The organism is Gymnodinialimonas sp. (assembly GCF_059726805.1).
Map to the genome: position 1 here is coordinate 3207380 of NZ_AP041059.1, position 19284 is coordinate 3226663.

Below are 19284 nucleotides of genomic sequence, written 5' to 3' on the forward strand. Positions count from 1 at the left end.
TGGAGCATCGGTAACCAGACGTGCGTCCTCTTCCCGTACGTCTTATCCGCCCGGCAGTCATCCCCTTGACTGCCGGGCAATTTCTTTGCCCCGGTGGGTTGTGTGGCCGCCCTTGCCCCGGCACCTTGTGGCGCGAAGGAGAGGCCGATGTTTCTGAAAAACGCCTGGTATGTGGCGGCCTGGGACCATGAGGTCACGGCCGAGTTGCAGCAGATCCTCGTGTTGGGAGAGAAGATTTGCATCTTCCGGTCTGAAAGCGGCGAGTTGGTGGCGTTGGAAGACGCCTGCCCGCACCGCAAGCTGCCGCTGTCCAAGGGGCGGATCAAGGGCGATACGGTCGAATGCGGCTACCATGGGCTGACGTTCAATTGCGCGGGCCAATGCGTCTGGGCACCGGGGGCCGGCGCCATCCCGTCCAACGCGCGCGTCCACGCCTATCCGCTGGCCGAGAAATACGGGCTGGTCTGGATCTGGATGGGCAATCCTGCCCTGGCCGATCCCGCCGACATCTTCGAGATCGAGAACTACGACAACCCCGATTGGGGCATCAATCGCGGGGCGGCGATGGAGTTGGACTGCAACTACCTTCTGATGTGCGACAACCTGCTGGACCCGACCCACGTCGCGTGGGTTCACCAATCCAGCTTCGCTGCCGCCGCCACCAAAGACACGCCCCTACGGGTGACGAAAACCGACGAGGGCGTCATCGTCCACCGTTGGATGATGGATCATGAGCCCGCGCCCTTCTACAAGAAGGTCGTGGAATTCGATGGCAATTGCGACCGCCTGCAACACTATGAGGTGCGCTACCCCTCTCACGCGCTGGTGCGCGCGGTGTTCACCCCTGCGGGGACGGGCGGCGTGGATGGTCCGCTCCATAAGAAGACCTTCATCATGGACAGCTACAACTTCATGACCCCCACGACCGAGGGGCAAACCCGCTACTATTGGTTCCAATTGCGCAACATTCGCCCCAATGATGCGGCATTGTCCCGGATGATGAGCGACGACGTCCAGCACGCCTTTGAAGAGGACCGCGCCGTCCTGAACGAGGTGCAAAAGGGCATGGCAAGCAAAACCTCCCCCCATATCGATCTGCCCATCGATGGCGGGCAGCTGCGGTTCCGGCGGCAGTTGCAGGCGATGATCAATGAAGAAAGCCAGGTCGACGCGCAGATGGCCGAATAGGCCTTTACCGCCGGGCTTTGGACAGCGCCGCCACGGCGACGGCGGCGATGACGATCAACCCCACCAGGATCTCGCGCACATAGCTGTCGACTTGCATCTGGGTCAGGCCGTTGTCGAGGATACCCAGCATCAGCACGCCGACGAGGGTGTAGAGAACGCGCGGCTCGCCCCGCCGGCTCATGGTCATGCCCAGGAACACGGCGGCGATGGCGTCCAACATCAGGCCCGAGCCTTGGGTCGGGTTGGCCGAGGCCACCCGGGCCGCGAACATCAGCCCCGCGATGGCGGCACCGAGGCCCGTGAGGCCAAACGCGATCAGGCGCAGGCGTTTGACCTTCAGGCCTGCCAGATGCGCGGCCTCTTGGTTGCCGCCGATGGCATAGAGTCGGCGGCCAAACGTCGTATGCTCCAACGTGAACCAACAGATCGCGATAACGGCGGCGGCGGTCAGCGTCAGGAAGGGAAGGTTAATGCCGTTAAGACCTATCGCATCCAGCGGCACGCCACCGCGCGCAAAGCCGGAGAATTCGGTTGGAATATCGCGGCCAAAGATCGTGCGGCCGTCGCTGATCAGAAAGGCCAGGCCGCTGAACACGGTCAATGTGCCGAGGGTGGCGACAAACGGCAGAATGCCGATGAGTGAGACGAGTATGCCGTTGAAGAGCCCGCCCAGAAGGCCGACGCCAAGGGCCGCGAGGAGGCCGATCCAGATCGGATAATCCGCCGCGAACAGCATAGCGGCCACGATGCCCGACAGGCTCGCCATCGAGCCTACTGACAGGTCGAAATCGTTCATCACCATGACGATGGTCATCGTCGCCGCCACCACCGCCAACATCGACAACTGCTGGGTGATGTTGATCAGGTTGCGCGGGGTCAGGAAGGTGTCGGGCAGCTTCCAGGCGAAGAAGAGGATGATCAGAACGAAGCCTGCGAGCGTGCCGGATTGGCGGAGTGTGCTGGTCATTGGGCCGCCTCAGGCGTGTAGAAATAGGACAGAAGATCAACGGCTTGCAGGTCCTTCGCCTCCAGAAAATGGGCTTGGCGGCCGTCTTGCAGGACCAGGACCCGGTCACACATCCCCAAGATCTCGGGCAGATCGCTGGAGGTCAGGATGACGGGGCATCCCTTGGCACTCAACTCGCGGACGAGGGTGTAGATGTCGAATTTCGCCCCCACGTCGACGCCTCGCGTGGGCTCATCCAGGAGCAGGAGCCGAGGCGTGCCGTGAAGTGCGCGGGCGAATACCACCTTCTGCTGGTTGCCGCCGCTCAGCTGCCCCACAGGCTGGTCCGGGGCGTCGTATTTGAGCCGCGTCTTGGCGGCCAGGTTGCTTGCGTCACGGGTCTCGGCGCGGGTGTTGGCCAAGGCGCCATAGGCGCTCAGATGCGGCAGCACGATGTTGTCTCTGATGCTGCGCTCCAGCATCAAGCCCTCGGCCCGACGCTCGCGCGGGATGTAGGCGACGCCCGCGTCCCATGCCTGCGCGGGCGTGCGCGGCAGAGGGGCGTCGTGGAACGTGGCCGTTCCTGACAGAGCACGCTCTTGTCCCAGAAACATCTGCAAAAGCTGGCTTTGCCCGGCTTCCGACAGCCCCGTGATCCCCAAAATCTCTCCCTCATGCAGATCAAAGTTAAGGCCGTTAAGGTTCTTGCTGCGGACGTCGCGTATCGTCGCCACGACCTGTTCGCCGATGGGCGTCGTGCGGACGGGATAAGCATCTGTCGCTGCGCGGCCCGTCATATCGTGGATGATTTGCGCTTTGGACGTCGCGGCGACAGGCCCTGTCGAGACGTGCCGCCCGTCGCGCAGCACCGTGACATCATCGCAAATCCGCAGCACCTCATCCAATCGATGCGACACATAAAGCACCGCCGCGCCGCGCGCTTTCAGGCGGGCGATGACGTCAAACAGCATCTCTGATTCCGCGCCAGTCAGGGCTGCCGTCGGTTCATCCAGCACGTAGAGAACCGGCGCCTCCCCGTCGGAGACCAGGGCCGCGGCGATCTTGATCAACATTTTTTCGCCCGCAGGCAGATCGCCCGCCAACGCCCGCACATCGATGTGATCCGCCCCGAGCGTTGCCAAAGCCTGCGTCGCGGCCGCCCGAACCGCAGGCCAATCGATGGCGACGCCAAAGCGGCGCGGAAACCGTTGACCCAGAAGAATATTTTCGGCCACCGAGATTTGCGGGACGATGTTCAGCTCTTGATGAATGAAGCGGAATCCGGCGGCTTGGGCGTCCTGGGCGTGGCTCAAGGCAACGGGCATCCCCTCCAGTTCCACGGTCATTGCATCCGCCCGAACGACCCCGGCGATCAGCTTGATCAGCGTCGATTTCCCCGCCCCATTCTCACCCATAAGCGCGTGCACACGACCGCCCCGCAACGCCAGCGACACGTCGCAAAGCGCAGGCGCCCCGGCATAGGACTTTGAGAGATTGTTGAGGGATATCAGGGTCATGTAATGTGCCGAGGCCGCCAATCGGCAGCCCCGGCCTGCGCCTTATTCCGCGGCGTTGGCAAGGGTCACGAATTGCGTCGGCACGAAAATCACGCTCTCGCGCGGGGCCTCGCCCGCGATCAGGCTTTCCACGACATCCGCCGCGGTCGCGCCGATGCCGGTGAAGTCCTGCGCAATGGAGGCCTCAAAATTGCCGCCCATGGCGATCGCATCGCGCGCCTGGGGATTGGCGTCGATGCCGGTGATCACGATGCCCTCATCCGCGCGGCCCGCATCCTCGATGGCTTGCAGCGCGCCGAGCGCGGGCTGGTCCCACGCCGCCCACACGCCCGCGATGGCGCCGGGCTCGGGGTTGGCGGCAAGAATGGCTTCCATCCGGGCGCGGCTGTCGGCGATGCCGCCGTCCGAGACGTCGGGCGTCACGCGGTCCAGCACCTCGATATCGGGGAAGTTGCCGAAGACGGCGTCAGCCACCACGCCGCGCAGTTGAACGGGCGGAAAGGCGTCGAAGACGAACATCACGACGGCGCCTTCGCCGTTGATCCGGTTGGCGAGGTAAACGGAGGTTTCCGCTGCCATCGCGTAGCCGTTCGAGGTCACATTCACGGCGACCAGCGGATCACTGCCCGCGTCCATGCCGACCACGGGGATGCCCGCATCCGCTGCCGATAGCAGGCCTGCTGCGACCTGTGCCGGGTCCACGTTGATGACGATGGCATCGACACCCTGCACCACGGCGTCTTCGATGCGCGAGATCGCGGCGGCCACGTCACCGGCGGTGTCCACGACGTTCACCTCCCACCCGCGGGTTGCGGCGGCGGTCTCGAAACCTTCGACATAGGCCTGCGTGCCGGGTTGCGCGAGGTAGGGCGTGATCACCGCCACGTTCTGCGCCAGCGCCGCGCCCGCTGTCAGTGCCAGCACGGATGCCGCGATAAGGGTCGATTTCATGGTCTTCTCCTCCCAATAATTCAAAGGCGTTAACGCCGTTAACCTGACGGTATCGCAGAGAGGCGCGCGGTCAATCCCGCGATCCCCTCAATGGCATCTTTGTAGACGGCGAAACGGGCATCGTAGGCCGCATGTGCCTTGGCATCCGGCGCGAAGACCCGCCCGAAACGCGCAAGCGCGGATTGCGCCTCGGTGATGTCCGTAAAATCTCCAGTGCTGATCGCCGCAAGGGTCGCGGCCCCGACGACGCCCGGCTCGGCGCTATCGAGGACCTGTAGCTCTACCCCCAACACATCCGCCCGGATTTGGGCCCAGACGTCGGACCGAAACCCGCCGCCGCCGCAGGTGATCATGTCGCTATAGGTGTCGGCGGAGGCTTGCAGCGCCTCCAACCCGTGCCGCGCAGAGAATGCCACACCTTCAAAGACCGCGCGCGACAGGTCCGCCTGGCTGGTCTGACGTGACACGCCAAGGAACGCGGCGCGCAGGTCGCCATCCCACAGCGGCGCGCGCTCCCCCTCCAATTGCGGCAGGAACAGCGGCGACATCGTTGCCTGCGAGGTCTGCGGGGCCTGCGCGGCCAAACCCGACATCTGATCCAGGCTGATCCCGGCGACCGCCGCAAACCACGCCGCCGCGTCGCCACCCGACTGAGTTGGCGCAGCGTGCAGCCGGATGCCCGCGCATTCCGGGAAGACGATCACACCGGGGGTCGGCACCACGGTGCGCGACGATATCCCCATGATCTCGCTGGTGCCGGAAAGGTAAACGCTGGCACCCTCCCGCGCGCCCCCTGCCCCGACCAATCCGGCCCAGGCGTCCATCGTGCCGGAGACTACGGGGCGGCCTTCCAGCGCCCCTTGCCCGGTTCCGGCGGTGTCGGTGACCGGGACCAAGGGCGGCACCTTCTCCGCCGCGCCGGGCACCAGCGCGAGGACCTCCGGGATGTAGCCCAGGTCGCCGTCCACCAGCCCGATGGCAGACAAGGGATCGGTCGTGACCTCTCCGGTCAGATGCGCGATGCAGTAGTCTTTGGGCAGCAAAACATGGGCCGCCGCCTCCCAAACCTCTGGCCGGTGCCGCGCCACCCAAGCCATGCGGGACAGCGCGTGGCTGGCATCAATCGGCATCGGCGCGCCCCACCAGGCGATCTTTTGGTCCGCCGTCACGCGGGCGTCCAACGCCGCGCCCTCGGCCACGGCGCGGGTGTCTTGCCAGACCATCGCGGGCATCAACGGCGCGCTATGCGCGTCCACAAACACATGGGTGTTGACCTGAGAGGTCAGGCCAATCGCAGCGATATCCGGCCCGAACCCCGCGCCCACAAACTGCGCGATGGCCGCATCGATCAGCCGGGTCCAGTCCCGGGGGTCCTGCTCGACCACGCCGCTGCCGGTGCGTGCGGTCGGGTAAGGCTCCGAGAATGACGCCACGACCGCGCCATCAAGGTCCAACAGCCCGGCCTTGACCGAGGTCGTGCCGACATCAATGCCCAGGATCAATCTGCGTGCCATGCGGTGCCCTCCCCTCCGGCCACCATTTCGCAACCGCCCGCCGCCTGCCATCGCTTTTTAGACCTCCCCTATACTTCCGCCCGCCAAGCGGGTACGCCCCGGCCTTTGCGGGCCCATCGCCCGCGTGCCGACATGTGAAAAGTGGATAAGACGTGAAGCAGGCCCTCCAAAAAGCCCTCGACGCCCAGGGGTACGACACCCTGACCCCGGTGCAGCAGGCGGTCACCGACCCCGAGTTGACGGGCAAGGACCTGTTGGTCTCGGCGCAGACCGGCTCGGGCAAGACCCTGGGGTTTGGCCTGGCGATTGCCCCGCAGCTGTTCGGCGAGGCAGAAGCATTCGAGAGCGCGGGCGCGCCGTTGGCCTTGGTGATCGCGCCGACGCGTGAACTGGCGATGCAGGTGAAGCGAGAGCTGACCTGGCTGTTCGCCCAGGCCGGCGCGACGCTGGCCTCGACGGTCGGCGGCATGGACATGCGGGACGAGCGGCGGGCCTTGGCGCGCGGCGCCCACATCGTGGTGGCGACGCCGGGGCGGCTGAAAGACCACATCATGCGCGGGTCGATTGACCTGTCGGCGCTGAAAGCCGTGGTACTGGATGAAGCCGACGAGATGCTGGACCTGGGCTTCCGGGAAGATCTGGAGTTCATCCTGGATGAATCCCCGTCCCAAAGGCAGACGCTGATGTTCTCGGCCACGGTACCTGCCGCCATCGCGAAACTGGCGCAGAATTACCAGAAAGACGCTGTGCGCATCGCCACGACGACGGGCGAAAAGCAGCATTCGGATATCGAATACCGGGCGCTGACCGTCTCCGCGCGCGACAGCGAGAACGCGATCATCAACGTGCTGCGCTATTATGAGGCGCCCAATGCCATCGTGTTCTGCAACACCCGCGCGACGGTGAACAGGATGACGACGCGGCTGTCGAACCGGGGCTTCTCGGTCGTGGCATTGTCAGGGGAACTCACGCAGTCTGAGCGGACGAACGCCTTGCAGGCGATGCGCGACGGGCGGGCCCGGGTCTGTGTGGCGACCGATGTGGCGGCGCGCGGGATTGATCTGCCGAACCTGGAGCTGGTCATCCATGCAGAGCTGCCGACAAACCAGGACACGCTCCTGCACCGCTCTGGCAGAACAGGCCGTGCGGGGCGCAAGGGCGTCTCGGCCCTCATCGTCCCCCCCTCGGCGCGCAAGAAGGCGCAGCGGCTACTGGGGTGGGCCAAGCTGACGGCGGTTTGGGCCGATGCCCCTTCGGCCGAGGAAGTCACCGCAAAAGACGATGCGCGGATGATGGAAGGCGCAGATTGGGAGGCCGCCGTTGCGGACACGAACCGCGAGGCTGTGGATAAATTGGTGGATAAGTATTCTGCCGAACAGCTGGCCAACGCGTTTGTGCAGATGTACCGGGAAAAGCGATCTGCCCCCGAGGAACTGTCCGAAATCACCGCCGCGCCAGAGCGCAAGCCGTTCGGGCCGAGCGTCTGGTTCTCGCTGGCTGGGGGCCAAGCCGTGGGCGCGGAACCCCGCCGCCTGCTGCCCATGCTGTGTAAGCGCGGCAACGTGACCCGTGAGGATATCGGCGCGATCCGTATCCACCATGAAGCCTCATTCATTGAACTGCGCGAAAGCGCGGTTGAAGGGTTTCTTGCCGCCGTGGGCCATAAGATGGAGATGGAAGATGGCGCCGCCCTGACCCGTCTGGACGCCGCACCCAACGTCGACCGCGCGCCTCGTGCGCCCCGCGCCGATGGTCCGCTGGACCGCAAGCCGCGCACCAACAAGTCGAACGACCGCCGCACCAGCAAAGCCGCCGCGCCTGACGGGGCCGCTCCTCCGCCTGCCGCGCAACCCGGCACCACCAAACCCGTTGACTGGAACGACGCCCCCGCCTCGCGCCAGAAAAAGCCTAAGAAACCGGTCCCGGGCGGCAAGCCCGCGCACCAGGGCGCTGGGGATCGAAAGCCCGCGCCGCCGCGCGGCAATGACAGAAAGTCTGATCTACCCCAGGCCGAGCCTTGGAAGGCCCGCAAACCGCGCCATAAGTCGAAAGCGGCAGGCGATGGGTTTGAGCGTCCGTCGAGGCCCGGTGACAACCCGGCCACCAAGCCGGGCGCGCGGCTGGGGGCACCCACGACAGGCAAGCCCAACAGCAAGAAGAACAAGGCGCGCCGCGCCGCTGCCGCAGCCGATGCGAACGCAAAGGGCGCGCCAAAGCCGCGCAAGCCTCGGGCACCCAAGCCCAAGAAGACGCGCGGCCCGTCCTGAAAAGCGTCCTTAGGCGACGTTGCGCCGGGCGTCCGCGAAGGACATCAGCTTGCGGCTGTCTTCGTCCCACAGGTGCAGGCGGGCGCATTTGAAGCTTTCCCAAAGGGTGATCCGCTGGGATTGCGCCAGAACGTCGTGATCGCGAACGACTTCGGGTAAGCGGTAGAACGGGATGCGGCTGGCCAGGTGATGGACATGGTGGACGCCGATGTTGCCGGTCATCCAGCGCAAGACCACGGGCAAATCGTAGTGCGAACTGCCATGGAGCGCGGCGTCCTGCACCGTCCAATCGCCGTCCCGGTCCCAGACCGTATCCTCAAACTGGTGCTGGATGTAGAATAGCCACATGCCGACAACGGCGGCGAGAAAGACGGTCGGAAAGAAGATCAGCAACACGACCTTGAGGCCGCCAAACCAGAGCAAGACCCCCAGGATTGCGGCGATGGCGAGGTTTGTTCCCTGCGCGCTCAGCCAGTAGCGCCAGCCCCCGCGCATCACGCCCACGGGAATGCGGTTTTGCAGAAAGAACGTGTAGAACGGCACAATACCAAACAGAAACAACGGGTTGCGCAGAAGTCGGTAAAGCCCGCGACCCAGCCAGCCCTTGGCCCGGAACTCGCGCACCGTCAGGGTCGGCATATCGCCGGTTCCCCGCTGGTCGAGGTTGCCCGTCGTTGCATGGTGCATCGCATGGTTGCGCCGCCAGACGTCGTAGGGCGTCAGGGTCAACACCCCGATGCACCGCCCCAGCCAGTCGCCCACCTGGCGGTTCTTGAAGAACGCGCCGTGGCCGCAATCGTGCTGGATCATGAAAAGCCGCACCAGAAACAGCGAATTTGCAACGGCCAGACCCAGGGCCAGCCAGGGGCTGACCGACAGTGCCCACCACGCCAGGGCCCAGATCGCGGTGAAGGGCGCGAGGGTTACGCCCACCTCAAACCAACTGCGCGACAGGTTCGGCTCGCGGTATTTGGCCAGAATTCGGGTCCAGTCTGAGGGTTGCAAATGCGTCTCCTATCCGTCGGGACGTCATTTGTCCTGCCGCGTGTGTGGCAGGTTCGACGCCCCGTTCATACCCCTCGAACGCATCGATTTGGGGGGAAGTGGCAATTGGTTCTTTTGGGGAACAGGCCTCAGCGGATGCATGGGTGATCCGGGGTCCGCGGATCTTCAAACATCACAGATGGGCAGGCAGGCCTGATCCCCTGCCCCGTCTACCCCCACTCCACATCAAACGTCCGCACGATTTGGTCGACGTTTTGAGGCGAAAGCGCGCGTGCTGACAGGCCTTTGGTGAGCAGCGCCAACTTGGCGGTCTCCTCCAGCTCTTCCATCGCGAAGGCCGCGGCCCATAGGTCCTTTCCCGCGACAACAGGGCCGTGATTGGCCAGAAGAACGGCAGAGCGTTTGCCCGCAAGCCCGCGCACAGCCTCGCCCATCGCCGGATCGCCGGGCAGGAAGAAGGGCAGCAGCTTCACCTTGCCCACCCGCATGATCGAATAGGGGGTAAGCGGCGGCAGCACGTTGTCGGGGTCGGTCTCAGGCAGCATCGAAAGCGCCACGGAATGGGTTGAATGCAGATGCACAACCGCGCCCGTGCCACTGCGCGTCTCGTAGAAGGCCGCGTGAAGCGGGGTTTCCTTGGTCGGCGGATTACCGGACAAAAGCCGCCCGTCCGTGTCCAGATGACTGATCTGCGCCGGGTCCAGAAACCCAAGGGCGCGGCCCGTCGGCGTCACGAGGAGTGTGCCATCCGACAGCCGCGCCGAGATATTGCCGGAGGATCCCGTGGTCAGGCCACGGTCGAACATCGACTTGGCGAGGGTGCAGATATCCTCTCGCAGTTTCGACGGCTCGCTCACTGAGAGGTCTCCATCAGCGCCAAGGTATCGGCGAAGAAATCAGGTCCGCCGAAGTTGCCAGACTTCAGCGCGAGGGCCATGCCGGACGCCTGCACAAGGGGGACGCCCGCCGCCGCACGCGGGCCGATGGTCAGCGTCCCTGCGCCCAGGCCCGTGACGACCGCGCCCGACGTCTCGCCGCCTGCGACCACCAGGCGGCGCAACCCCTTGTCGCGCAGCTCGGCGGCCAGGCGCGCGAAGAGCCCCTCGATGGCTTCGGCCGCCGTGTTGGTGCCGTAGGCGGCCTGCGCCGCGCGCACGATCTCGGGGTCAGCGGAAGAAAAAATCAACGGGGCGCGGTCTTGCGACAGGGTCCAATCGGCAAGCTTTCTGACATCGTAGCCGCCTGCGCAAGCGGTCGCGGCGTCGATCTGAAACGCGGGCGCGAGGTTCTGGTAGGCAGCCACCTGCGCGCGGGTGGCCCGGCTGCAAGAGCCTGAAAACACCGCGCCCGGGCCGGTGACGGCCTGCCATGCCGGGGTCTTCGGGGTGGCGCCAAAATTGGCAGGCAGGCCAAGGGCAATGCCGGAGCCCCCGCAGAGCAAAGCCGCGCCCCGCGCCGCGCGCCCGATCTGCATCAGATCGTCGTTGCTGATGGCATCGGTGATCAAATGCGCGGACGGCGCCATGGCCATGGCGATGGCGTCGGGCCCCTTTTGCACCGTCGAGGCCGGAATATGGCCGATCGCTCGCGCAGATTGCGCCGCCAGCACGCGGCGCAGGTCAGGGTCCGTCATTGGCGTTAACGGATGATCCTGCATCCCGCTTTCGTTCAACAGCCTGTCACCGACGAAAAGATGCCCCTGATAGACGCTGCGGCCATTCTCGGGGAAGGCCGGGCAGACCACGACACCGCCCGCCGCCAACCGATCCGCCAGCGCGTCAAGGACCGGGCCGATGTTGCCTTCAGGCGTGCTGTCGAAGGTGGAGCAGATTTTGAGGACGATCTGCCGGGCGCCTTGGGCACGCAGCCAGTCGCAAGCCTCAAAGGATTGGGCGACGGCGGCCTGAACCGGGGCCGTTCGGGACTTCAGCGCCACAACCCCTGCCCCAATCGCGGGGTCGGCGGGGCCGCTGGGGACACCGATGAATTGCGCCACGTCCATACCCGCCTCGGCCAATGTGAGCGCGATGTCGGAGGCCCCGGTGAAATCATCGGCAATCACCCCGATCTTCATGGGATGACAGGCTTTGAGGGGCCAACATCAAGGCGATGGATGTGAGGGGCCAAGTCCTGCGGGAAATGCGCGCGGACCAAGGGGTCATGCCCGGGGATGATCAGGTTCAGGGACGAGGCGAGCCGGTGCAACGTCTCAAACCCATCGAGCATGTTTTGCAGATCAACCACGATGGGAAAGGGTTTGCGGGCAATGACGTTCTCGTAGAAATGCGCGGCATCTGACGCCAGCACCAGCCACCCAGCCTGAGTGCGCACACGGACGCATTGGAGCCCGCGACTATGGCCGCCGATGCAGTGGACGGTAACGCCTTCGGCCACCTCGGCCTCGCCGTCGTGGAAGATGACCTTGCCCGCATAGAGCCGCTTGATCGCCTCGCAAACATGATCCGCTGTGAACGGCATCCGAAGGGTGTCGTGGCACATGCAAGGGCCGGTGGCATAGGCCATTTCAGCGGCTTGCAGGTGCAGCTTTGCGTTGGGGAACAGATGCAGCCCGCCCGCGTGGTCATAGTGGAGATGGGTGACGATGATCTGGGTCACATCCTCGGGCGCGATGCCGAACGGGGCAAGCGCGGCGACAGGATCAAGGCGGATCGGACGGCCCCGCGCCTGGGCCTCAGCGTCATCATAGCCGGTGTCGACCAGGATCACCTCCGCCCCGCGCCGCAGGAGCCACATGAAGTAGTCCATCGCGTGCGGCGCATCGTGATTGTCGTCGAAAATGAAGCTATCGGCGCGCGTTCGGGCGTTCCGGTCAGCGTATTTGATGCAATAGACTTCCCACGCGCTCATGGGTTCACCTGGGCGTAGGTCACGATGGATTTGCTGGCGACCATCGGGCCTGCAATGGCGTCAAACGCCAGAAAATGCGAGCTTTGCAGATGCGCGTCAAAGGCCGAGCGATCCGTGTAGAGCTCATAAAGGAACACCTCATCCGGGCGCTCGGGGTCGGTGCAGACGTCGAACCGGTGGCACCCATCCTCATCACGCAGCGACGTCGCCGCATTGTCCAACATAGGGGGCAGGAAGATCTCCATCCGCCCGGCTTTCAGCGTGAATGTCACGACTACGGCATACATCAAACGGCCCTCCCTCTGAGGCGTGCAAACAGGCGTTTGGTCACGGGCACCTGGCTGAGCACCAGGGCGACGTTCAGGATCAGAAGCACCGCCGCCACGGGGCGGGACCAGAAGACGAAGACATCCCCGCCCGAGATCAGAAGCGACCGGCGGAACGTCTCGTCAAACAATCCGCCAAGGATGACCCCAATGACAAGTGGCGCGATGGGAAACCGGAGCAGGTTCATGAAATAGGCCACGAAGCCCACACCAAGCATCAGGTAAAGGTCGTTGATCCCGCCGCCGACACTGAAGGAGCCGATGGTGGTCAGCACCATGACGATGGGCAGGAACACGACGCGCGGCAGGCGCAGGATCTTGATGAAGACCTTGGCGGTGAAGAGGCCCATGATGAACATGGTAAACGACGCCAGGACCATGATCGCCACGACACGCAGGATGATCTCTGGATCAATCGTGGGGCCGGGGATGATGTTGTTGATGCGGAACGCGCCCATCAGCGCGGCGGCGGGCGGCGAGCCGGGGATTCCGAGGACCAGAAGCGGGATCAATGCGCCGCCGATGCAGGCGTTGTTGGCGGTTTCTGAGGACAACAGCCCTTCGAGGGAGCCTTTGCCGAACTTATGCCCCTCCTTGCTGACGGATTTGCCTACGCCGTAGCTGACCCAGCCCGCGACATCCTCCCCCACGCCTGGCAGCGCGCCGACGCCAGTGCCGATCACGCCCGAGCGGGTGATGGTCGGCAGATAGCGGCGGATGGTCCTGAAGTTCGGCAGGATGCGGCCCTTCAGCTCAGCCATTTGCCCCACATCCATATGGCGCATGCCGTCGATGATCTGCGGGATCGCGAAGGCGCCCATCAGGACCGGCACCACCTGAAACCCGCTGAGCATATAGGACCAGCCGAAGGTATAGCGCGGCTCGGACAGCAGCGGGTCGAGGCCGACCATCGCCATCGCCAGACCCACGAGGCCCGCGATCCAGCCCTTGATCACCAGATCCTCGGACATCAGCGTGCCCGACAACAGGATACCGAAGAGCGCCAGAAGCGCCTTCTCGGGGCTGGCGATGTTTTGTGACAGGAGCAGCAGGACCCAGACGAAGACCAGAAGCGCGATGGTGCCAATGAGGGTGCCGATAAAACTGCCGGTGGTTGTCAGGCCCAAGGCCTCGCCGCCGCGCCCGGCTTTGGCGAGCGGGTGGCCATCCATCGCGGTCGCCGCACTTGCCGCCGTGCCGGGGATATTGAGCAATATCGAGGGGTAAGATCCGCCATAAATCGCGCCGACGTAGGCCCCGAGGAGGGCGATCAGGGAGTAATCCAGCGGCACCTTGTTGCCGAAGAAGCCGGTCAGGATCGTCACGGCGAGCGTTGCCGTCAGCCCCGGCAGCGCGCCGAAGGTGATGCCCAGAAACACCGACACGATCAGGTAGATGTACGTCAGCGGGTCGATCACCAGCGCCCAGAACGCGCCGCCGAACCCCGAAAGCTGAGTGAGGATGAACTCCATCTCAGGACCTCCAGAGCGGGCGGAGGGTGACGTAGTAATGGTACTCGATCTGACTAAAGATCAGCCCGCCCCGGTTCGGCACGTTCTGGCGAAACCCGAAGGCCATGGCGCAGACCAGCACCACCGGCGCGATCACCGCGATGACGGGGACGGATTTCAGGACCGCGTCGCCGCGCGCCTTGGCCAGAACGCAGATGGTCAGGGCGGCCCAGACCACCAGCGTGACCACGTCGTCATCATGGGCACCCCATTGCGATTGCGGCAGATGCATCACCATGGCGTAGGCGCCGCAGACCGCCACCGACGCGGCGGCCAGCATCATGCGGGCGATGTGGCCTTTGTGATACCCGAAGGTCAGCGCCGTGATCAGCAGGCCGCTACAGGCGATGAAATCGACCCGGGGCACCAGGCCTGCGATGTAGAAAAACAAGATCACCCCGAGCGTCGTGAAGCGGATCGTCTCTCCCCTGTCCCAGCCGATGCCGACCGAGGTGAGCGCGCGCTGTGCGCCGCCTGCGCGGATCGAGATCACCAGAAGGACGAGGGACAGGATCAACAGCGCTGCGAATATCCCAAGGGGCACGATGGCGGCGGAGTTGTACCAGGACGCCCCGCTGACCCCAGCGCGGTTGCCGCCGAAAAGCGGGATGAATGACGTCTTCCACAGAAAGAACAGCGAGACGCCCATCAGCACCAGCGCGCCCCAGAAGTCGCGGGCGCGCAAGGTTGCGATGTCGTCGGGGGTCGTCTCAGACATGCCAAGTTTGTCCTGTCACTGGCGTGGCGAAAAGCGCAGGCGTCACACCCGCGCTTTCCCATTCATATCGCATTGCGCGTCCGCGTTAGGGACGTTCAATGCCAAGGCTGGCCGGGTCAACCGTTGTGGCGCCAAGCTCTTGCAGGGTGTAGGCGAAGTTCGCCTCCAGGGTGGTGAAGATCGCCTGCGCCTCTTCGCCGTACTGCCCGCCCACGGTGTAGTTGTTGGCGGCGGCCCATTCGGCCACCACGTCCGAGGCAATCGCTGCCTCAAATGCTTCGCCCAGGGCGGCCTTGACGTCATCGGAGGCGGAGTTGTGGACGGCAAAGCCGATCGCCTGCATCAGCGGCAGATAGGCGTCGAGCCCATCATAGATGTCGAAGGCCGACGGCACGGTCATGCCCGCGATCTCGGCGCTATCCTCCGTCAGCATCGCCAGGGGGCGCAGCATCCCGCCCTCGATCAGCGCGGCTTGTTCTGCGAGGGACGTCACGACTAGCGCGACCTCGCCTGCCATGGCCGCTTCCTGGCCAGAGGCAGAGCCATCATAGGGCACGAACAGGAATTCCACGTCTGCCCCGTTCTGGATCGCCAGAAGGTTCAGGTGGTGGATGGAGCCTGCGCCAGAGGCCGCCGCCGGGATCGTGCCGGGTGCTGCCTGGGCGGCATCGACCAGTTCTTCCAGCGTCGTGTAGGGGCTGTCGGCGGGCACAGAGATCAGGTCGGGCGAGCCGCCGACGATGAACGGATACCAGAAGTCGAACCGTTGGTCCCATCCACCCTGCACAGCCGCCGTGACGTTGGATTCCGACAGGCCCACCAGCGTGTAGCCATCATCGGGCTGGTTCATCACATAAACCATCCCGTTCGAGCCCGCGACGCCGCCGGTCTGGTTGATCACGTTGATCGAGACCGGAAGGTGCTGTTCCATCTCGGCCATGATCATGCGGTTGATGCTGTCGGTGCCGCCGCCCGCGCCCCAGACAACAGCCGTGGTGATGTCGCGGAACGGATACTCCTGCGCCAGCGCGGCACTGCCAAGCCCCGTCGCAAGCGCGGCAATCGCCGCTAGTTTTCCAAAGTTGGTCGTCATTTGATGGTCCTCCCAGACGCGATGTTCATTGTTGCATTTATTTGCGTATGCATTAATGGATACATTGTCAACTCATCGATGGTCCTCTGCAACCATTCCTGAGCGAGACGCGGATGAACGAGAGGCCGAAATGACCACAACCTTCGAAGTAGCGGTGTTCCATGGGGACGGGATTGGCCCTGAAATCATGGGCCCCACGCTTGAAATCCTTGACCGGATGGCAGCGGCCACCCCGGACTACGCGCTGTCGTTCACCGACGCGCCCGCGGGGGCCGCCCATTACGCCAGGACCGGCGAATCGCTGCCCGCCCATTCGATGAAAACGGCGCGCGAGGCCGACGCGATCTTGTTGTCGGCGATGGGATTGCCCGATGTCCGCTACGCCGATGGCACGGAAATCTCGCCCCAGATCGACCTGCGCAAGACGCTGACACTCTATGCCGGGGTGCGCCCGGTTACCGTGAAAAAGGGCCAGCGCACGCCGCTGAACCTGCCCGCCGACCGCGAGATTGACTTCATCCTGATCCGCGAAAGCACCGAAGGCCTGTTCCATTCCCAAGGCTGCGGCGAGGTCACCAAGGACGAGGCGCGCGAAACGCTGCTGATCACCCGCAAGATCTCGGAACAGCTGTTCCGCTTCGCGTTTGACCTGGCCAAGACCCGGCGGGCGACGGGGCGCGGGCCGGGCAAGGTGACCTGTGTCGACAAGGCCAACGTGTTCCGCGCCTTTGCCTTCTTCCGCGAATTGTTTGATGCTGAAGCAAAGCACCACCCCGACATCCTGGCCGATCACGCCTATGTCGATGCGACCGCGCTGTGGATGGTTCAGAAGCCTTGGGACTTTGACGTGATGGTGACAGAGAACATGTTTGGCGACATCCTCTCGGATCTCGGCGCCGGGTTGATGGGGGGATTGGGCGTTGCCCCCTCGGCCGATATCGGGCGCGATCATGCGGTGTTTCAACCCTGCCACGGCTCCGCCCCCGACATCGCGGGCCAGGGTCTGGCAAACCCCTTCGCGATGATCCTGTCGGCGGCGATGATGCTGGATTGGCTTGGCAACAAACACGACAACGCCGCGATGCTGCGCGATGGCACGCGCCTGCGCGAAGCGGTCGAGACGGTGATCGCCCGGGCGCAGGTTCTGACCCGAGATCTTGGCGGGGCAGCCGGGACACGGGACGCCGCAAATGCCGTCATGGACGAGGTCTTTGCGCGATGACCCCCCCGACACATCTGCGCGTTGCCTGCGTGGGCGCAGGGTACTTCAGCCGTTTCCATTACAACAGTTGGGACCGGATGGAGCGCGTGGAGCTGGTCGGGTCGTGCAACCGCGATATCACCAAGGCACAGGACACCGGGCTTCCCGCCTATGACGACCTCGCCACCATGCTGGCCGAGACCTCGCCGGACCTTCTGGACATCATCCTGCCGCCTGTGGCCCATGCCGAAAACATCCGCACGGCCCTTGGCGCGGGCATCAAGTGGATCATTTGCCAGAAACCCTTTTGCCAGGATGTGACCGAGGCCGAACAGATCGTGGCGGAAGCCAAGGCACGTAGCGCGACCATTGTCGTGCACGAGAATTTCCGCTTCCAACCCTGGTACCGCGCGATCAAGCAAGCGCTCGATGCCAAACGCGTGGGCGCGGTGCAGCAAGTCACCTTCCGCTTCCGTCCCGGCGACGGACAGGGCCCGGACGCCTACCTCGACCGGCAGGCCTATTTCCAACAGATGCCGAAGTTCCTTGTCCACGAAACGGCGGTGCATTGGGTCGATACGTTTCGTTTTCTTCTGGGCAATCCGACCGCCGTCTACGCGGACCTGCGCAGGGTCAATCCGGTGATCGCAGGCGAAGACGCTGGCGTCATCCTGTTCGACCATGCAAATGGCGTGCGCGCGATGTTTGATGGCAACCGGAACCTGGACCATGCCGCCAACAATCTGCGCCGCACGATGGGGATCGGCTTGATCGAGGGCACCGAGGGCACGCTGACGCTGCGCGGCGACGGGTCCGTGACCTTGCGGCCCTTTGGCAGCCTGCGGGAAGAGACGCTGCTGCCCCCCGACACCTGGGACGGCTTTGGCGGCGACTGCGTTCACGCCTTGCAAAGCCACGTGGTTTCTGGCGTGTTGGACGGACGCCCGCTTGAAAACGAGGCAGAGGACTATCTGACGGTCATCGCGATAGAAGAGGCGATTTATGCGTCGGCAGAAACGGGGCGCAAGCAAGGACTGGACCACATTTGACGCGCACTGACGATAAGCCGGTTTCCAGTTCCCAACGCGCATTGCGCGAGCTCCGCGAACGGATTTTCTCTGGCGATCTGGCGGCAGGGACGGACCACCTGGAATCAGAGCTTGCGAGCCTTTTGAACATGTCTCGCACGCCGGTCCGCGAGGCAGTCCTGACGCTGGAAAGCCAAGGCCTGCTAGAGCTGCGCCCGCGCAAAGGGGTGCGCATTTCGCCGCTCTCGCCCGACGATATGGCCGAAATTTACGACGTCCTGACCGAGCTGGAGAGCCTCGCCGCTGAACGCGCGGCGGCGGCTGGCTACGGCGAGGCCGAGTTGGCGCAGCTGGCCCAGGCGATCAACGATATGGACATCGCGCTCGCCTCGTCCGACCTGGAGAGTTGGGCCAAGGCAGATGACCGGTTTCACGAAGAACTGGTGCGGTTGGGCGGCAACAGCCGCGTCAACCTGATCGTCCACATGATGAGCGATCAGGTCCGGCGGGCTCGCACCACGACGCTCTTCATGCGCCCGCTGCCGACCAAATCCAACGAGGACCACCGCAAGGTCTACAAGGCGATCAAGCAGGGCGATGTCGAAACCGCCCGCAACACCCACCGCGAACACCGCCGCCACGCCAAGAAGATCCTTGTGGATCTTCTCCAGCGCCACAGGCTGCGTTTCCTCTAGGCGCTTTGATGGCGATCTCGGCAGAGCCCCCCAGTTGCGGGGGCTGAGCGGGTTCAGAGTGGAACTGTCGCGCTAAAGACAAGCGGATTACGCGACATGGCGTACTGGTAGTGCGCGGCATCGCCCGCGCTCAAGCATGCCAAAGGCCGGTAGCGCAAGTAAAGGGTAGCGCGGGTGAAGGGGGAAGCCCAGAACCCGGGCCCAGGCCTCAAGCAGCCCGAAGGGCGGTAGGCCAAATAAAAACTGGTGCGGGTGAAGGGACTCGAACCCCCACGCCAAAGGCGCCAGAACCTAAATCTGGTGCGTCTACCAATTCCGCCACACCCGCACTGCGGCTGCCCATAACAGGGCATTCAATTCAAATCGAGACCAAAAATCACCCCAGCATTAACCCACCCGTAACCTCGTTTCGCCCAGATTGTGCCCGATTTCGACGCGAGAACATGGTTATCAACG

At 64.3% G+C, this 19284-nt stretch carries 17 protein-coding genes and 1 tRNA gene; 5 read left to right on the top strand and 13 right to left on the bottom strand.

The genetic code is table 11. From position 1 onward, the window contains the following. The first annotated feature begins 147 nt into the window (after positions 1–147). Positions 148–1188: an aromatic ring-hydroxylating dioxygenase subunit alpha gene (locus AC6I9R_RS15655; RefSeq protein ID WP_461426499.1), complete on the top strand. Its 1041-nt coding sequence runs from the start codon at positions 148–150 to the stop codon at positions 1186–1188. A gap of 4 nt (positions 1189–1192) precedes the next feature. On the opposite strand, the gene AC6I9R_RS15660 is transcribed toward AC6I9R_RS15655, so the two are convergent. From AC6I9R_RS15660 to AC6I9R_RS15675, 4 genes are read right to left on the bottom strand one after another with little or no spacing between them, the layout of a single operon-like run. Continuing rightward, positions 1193–2155, bottom strand: a complete 963-nt coding sequence (locus AC6I9R_RS15660) for an ABC transporter permease (protein WP_461426500.1) — start codon at positions 2153–2155, stop codon at positions 1193–1195. Continuing rightward, positions 2152–3651 (bottom strand): sugar ABC transporter ATP-binding protein, encoded by a 1500-nt coding sequence (locus AC6I9R_RS15665; RefSeq protein ID WP_461426501.1) that lies wholly within the window; start codon positions 3649–3651, stop codon positions 2152–2154. Before AC6I9R_RS15665 ends, AC6I9R_RS15660 begins: the two co-directional genes overlap by 4 nt. 42 nt (positions 3652–3693) lie before the next feature. After that, a complete protein-coding gene (locus AC6I9R_RS15670; protein WP_461426502.1) occupies positions 3694–4602 on the bottom strand; it encodes a substrate-binding domain-containing protein in 909 nt (302 codons plus the stop codon). A gap of 38 nt (positions 4603–4640) precedes the next feature. After that, positions 4641–6116 (bottom strand): xylulokinase, encoded by a 1476-nt coding sequence (locus AC6I9R_RS15675; RefSeq protein WP_461426503.1) that lies wholly within the window; start codon positions 6114–6116, stop codon positions 4641–4643. Between the two features lie 152 nt (positions 6117–6268). Between AC6I9R_RS15675 and AC6I9R_RS15680 the strand changes: the two genes are divergently transcribed. Then, positions 6269–8383, top strand: coding sequence for a DEAD/DEAH box helicase (locus tag AC6I9R_RS15680; RefSeq protein WP_461426504.1), 2115 nt, complete (start codon positions 6269–6271; stop codon positions 8381–8383). Positions 8384–8392: 9 nt separating this feature from the next. On the opposite strand, the gene AC6I9R_RS15685 is transcribed toward AC6I9R_RS15680, so the two are convergent. The 8 genes from AC6I9R_RS15685 to AC6I9R_RS15720 all read right to left on the bottom strand — a co-directional run bounded on the left by AC6I9R_RS15685 (position 8393) and on the right by AC6I9R_RS15720 (position 15904). Beyond that, a complete protein-coding gene (locus AC6I9R_RS15685) occupies positions 8393–9388 on the bottom strand; it encodes a fatty acid desaturase (RefSeq protein ID WP_461426505.1) in 996 nt (331 codons plus the stop codon). Between the two features lie 209 nt (positions 9389–9597). Beyond that, positions 9598–10245, bottom strand: coding sequence for a 3-oxo-tetronate 4-phosphate decarboxylase (gene otnC / locus AC6I9R_RS15690; protein WP_461426506.1), 648 nt, complete (start codon positions 10243–10245; stop codon positions 9598–9600). Next, positions 10242–11462 (bottom strand): 3-oxo-tetronate kinase, encoded by a 1221-nt coding sequence (gene otnK, locus AC6I9R_RS15695; RefSeq protein WP_461426507.1) that lies wholly within the window; start codon positions 11460–11462, stop codon positions 10242–10244. The genes otnC and otnK overlap by 4 nt, the downstream gene beginning before the upstream one ends. Then, complete coding sequence (locus tag AC6I9R_RS15700) at positions 11459–12256, bottom strand: N-acyl homoserine lactonase family protein (RefSeq protein ID WP_461426508.1); 798 nt, start codon at positions 12254–12256, stop codon at positions 11459–11461. Before AC6I9R_RS15700 ends, otnK begins: the two co-directional genes overlap by 4 nt. Then, positions 12253–12543, bottom strand: a complete 291-nt coding sequence (locus AC6I9R_RS15705) for a putative quinol monooxygenase (RefSeq protein ID WP_461426509.1) — start codon at positions 12541–12543, stop codon at positions 12253–12255. The genes AC6I9R_RS15700 and AC6I9R_RS15705 overlap by 4 nt, the downstream gene beginning before the upstream one ends. Next, the gene (locus AC6I9R_RS15710; protein WP_461426510.1) at positions 12543–14054 is read right to left on the bottom strand and encodes a tripartite tricarboxylate transporter permease; all 1512 of its coding nucleotides are present in this window, start codon (positions 14052–14054) and stop codon (positions 12543–12545) included. The genes AC6I9R_RS15705 and AC6I9R_RS15710 overlap by 1 nt, the downstream gene beginning before the upstream one ends. A 1-nt stretch (position 14055) precedes the next feature. Next, positions 14056–14811 (bottom strand): hypothetical protein, encoded by a 756-nt coding sequence (locus AC6I9R_RS15715; RefSeq protein WP_461426511.1) that lies wholly within the window; start codon positions 14809–14811, stop codon positions 14056–14058. Positions 14812–14896: 85 nt separating this feature from the next. After that, positions 14897–15904 (bottom strand): Bug family tripartite tricarboxylate transporter substrate binding protein, encoded by a 1008-nt coding sequence (locus AC6I9R_RS15720; protein ID WP_461426512.1) that lies wholly within the window; start codon positions 15902–15904, stop codon positions 14897–14899. A gap of 130 nt (positions 15905–16034) precedes the next feature. Between AC6I9R_RS15720 and AC6I9R_RS15725 the strand changes: the two genes are divergently transcribed. Genes AC6I9R_RS15725 through AC6I9R_RS15735 form a run of 3 tightly spaced genes read left to right on the top strand, consistent with a single transcriptional unit; the run spans position 16035 to position 18828 of the window. After that, a complete protein-coding gene (locus AC6I9R_RS15725; RefSeq protein ID WP_461426513.1) occupies positions 16035–17126 on the top strand; it encodes an isocitrate/isopropylmalate dehydrogenase family protein in 1092 nt (363 codons plus the stop codon). Beyond that, entirely contained in the window at positions 17123–18154 is a 1032-nt protein-coding gene (locus AC6I9R_RS15730) for a Gfo/Idh/MocA family protein (protein ID WP_461426514.1), read from the top strand. The genes AC6I9R_RS15725 and AC6I9R_RS15730 overlap by 4 nt, the downstream gene beginning before the upstream one ends. Before the next feature lie 41 nt (positions 18155–18195). Further along, entirely contained in the window at positions 18196–18828 is a 633-nt protein-coding gene (locus AC6I9R_RS15735) for a GntR family transcriptional regulator (protein WP_461426515.1), read from the top strand. A 244-nt stretch (positions 18829–19072) separates the two neighbouring features. Here the strand turns inward: AC6I9R_RS15735 and AC6I9R_RS15740 are convergent. Next, positions 19073–19156: transfer RNA gene (locus tag AC6I9R_RS15740), tRNA-Leu, on the bottom strand. Positions 19157–19284 lie beyond the last annotated feature (128 nt).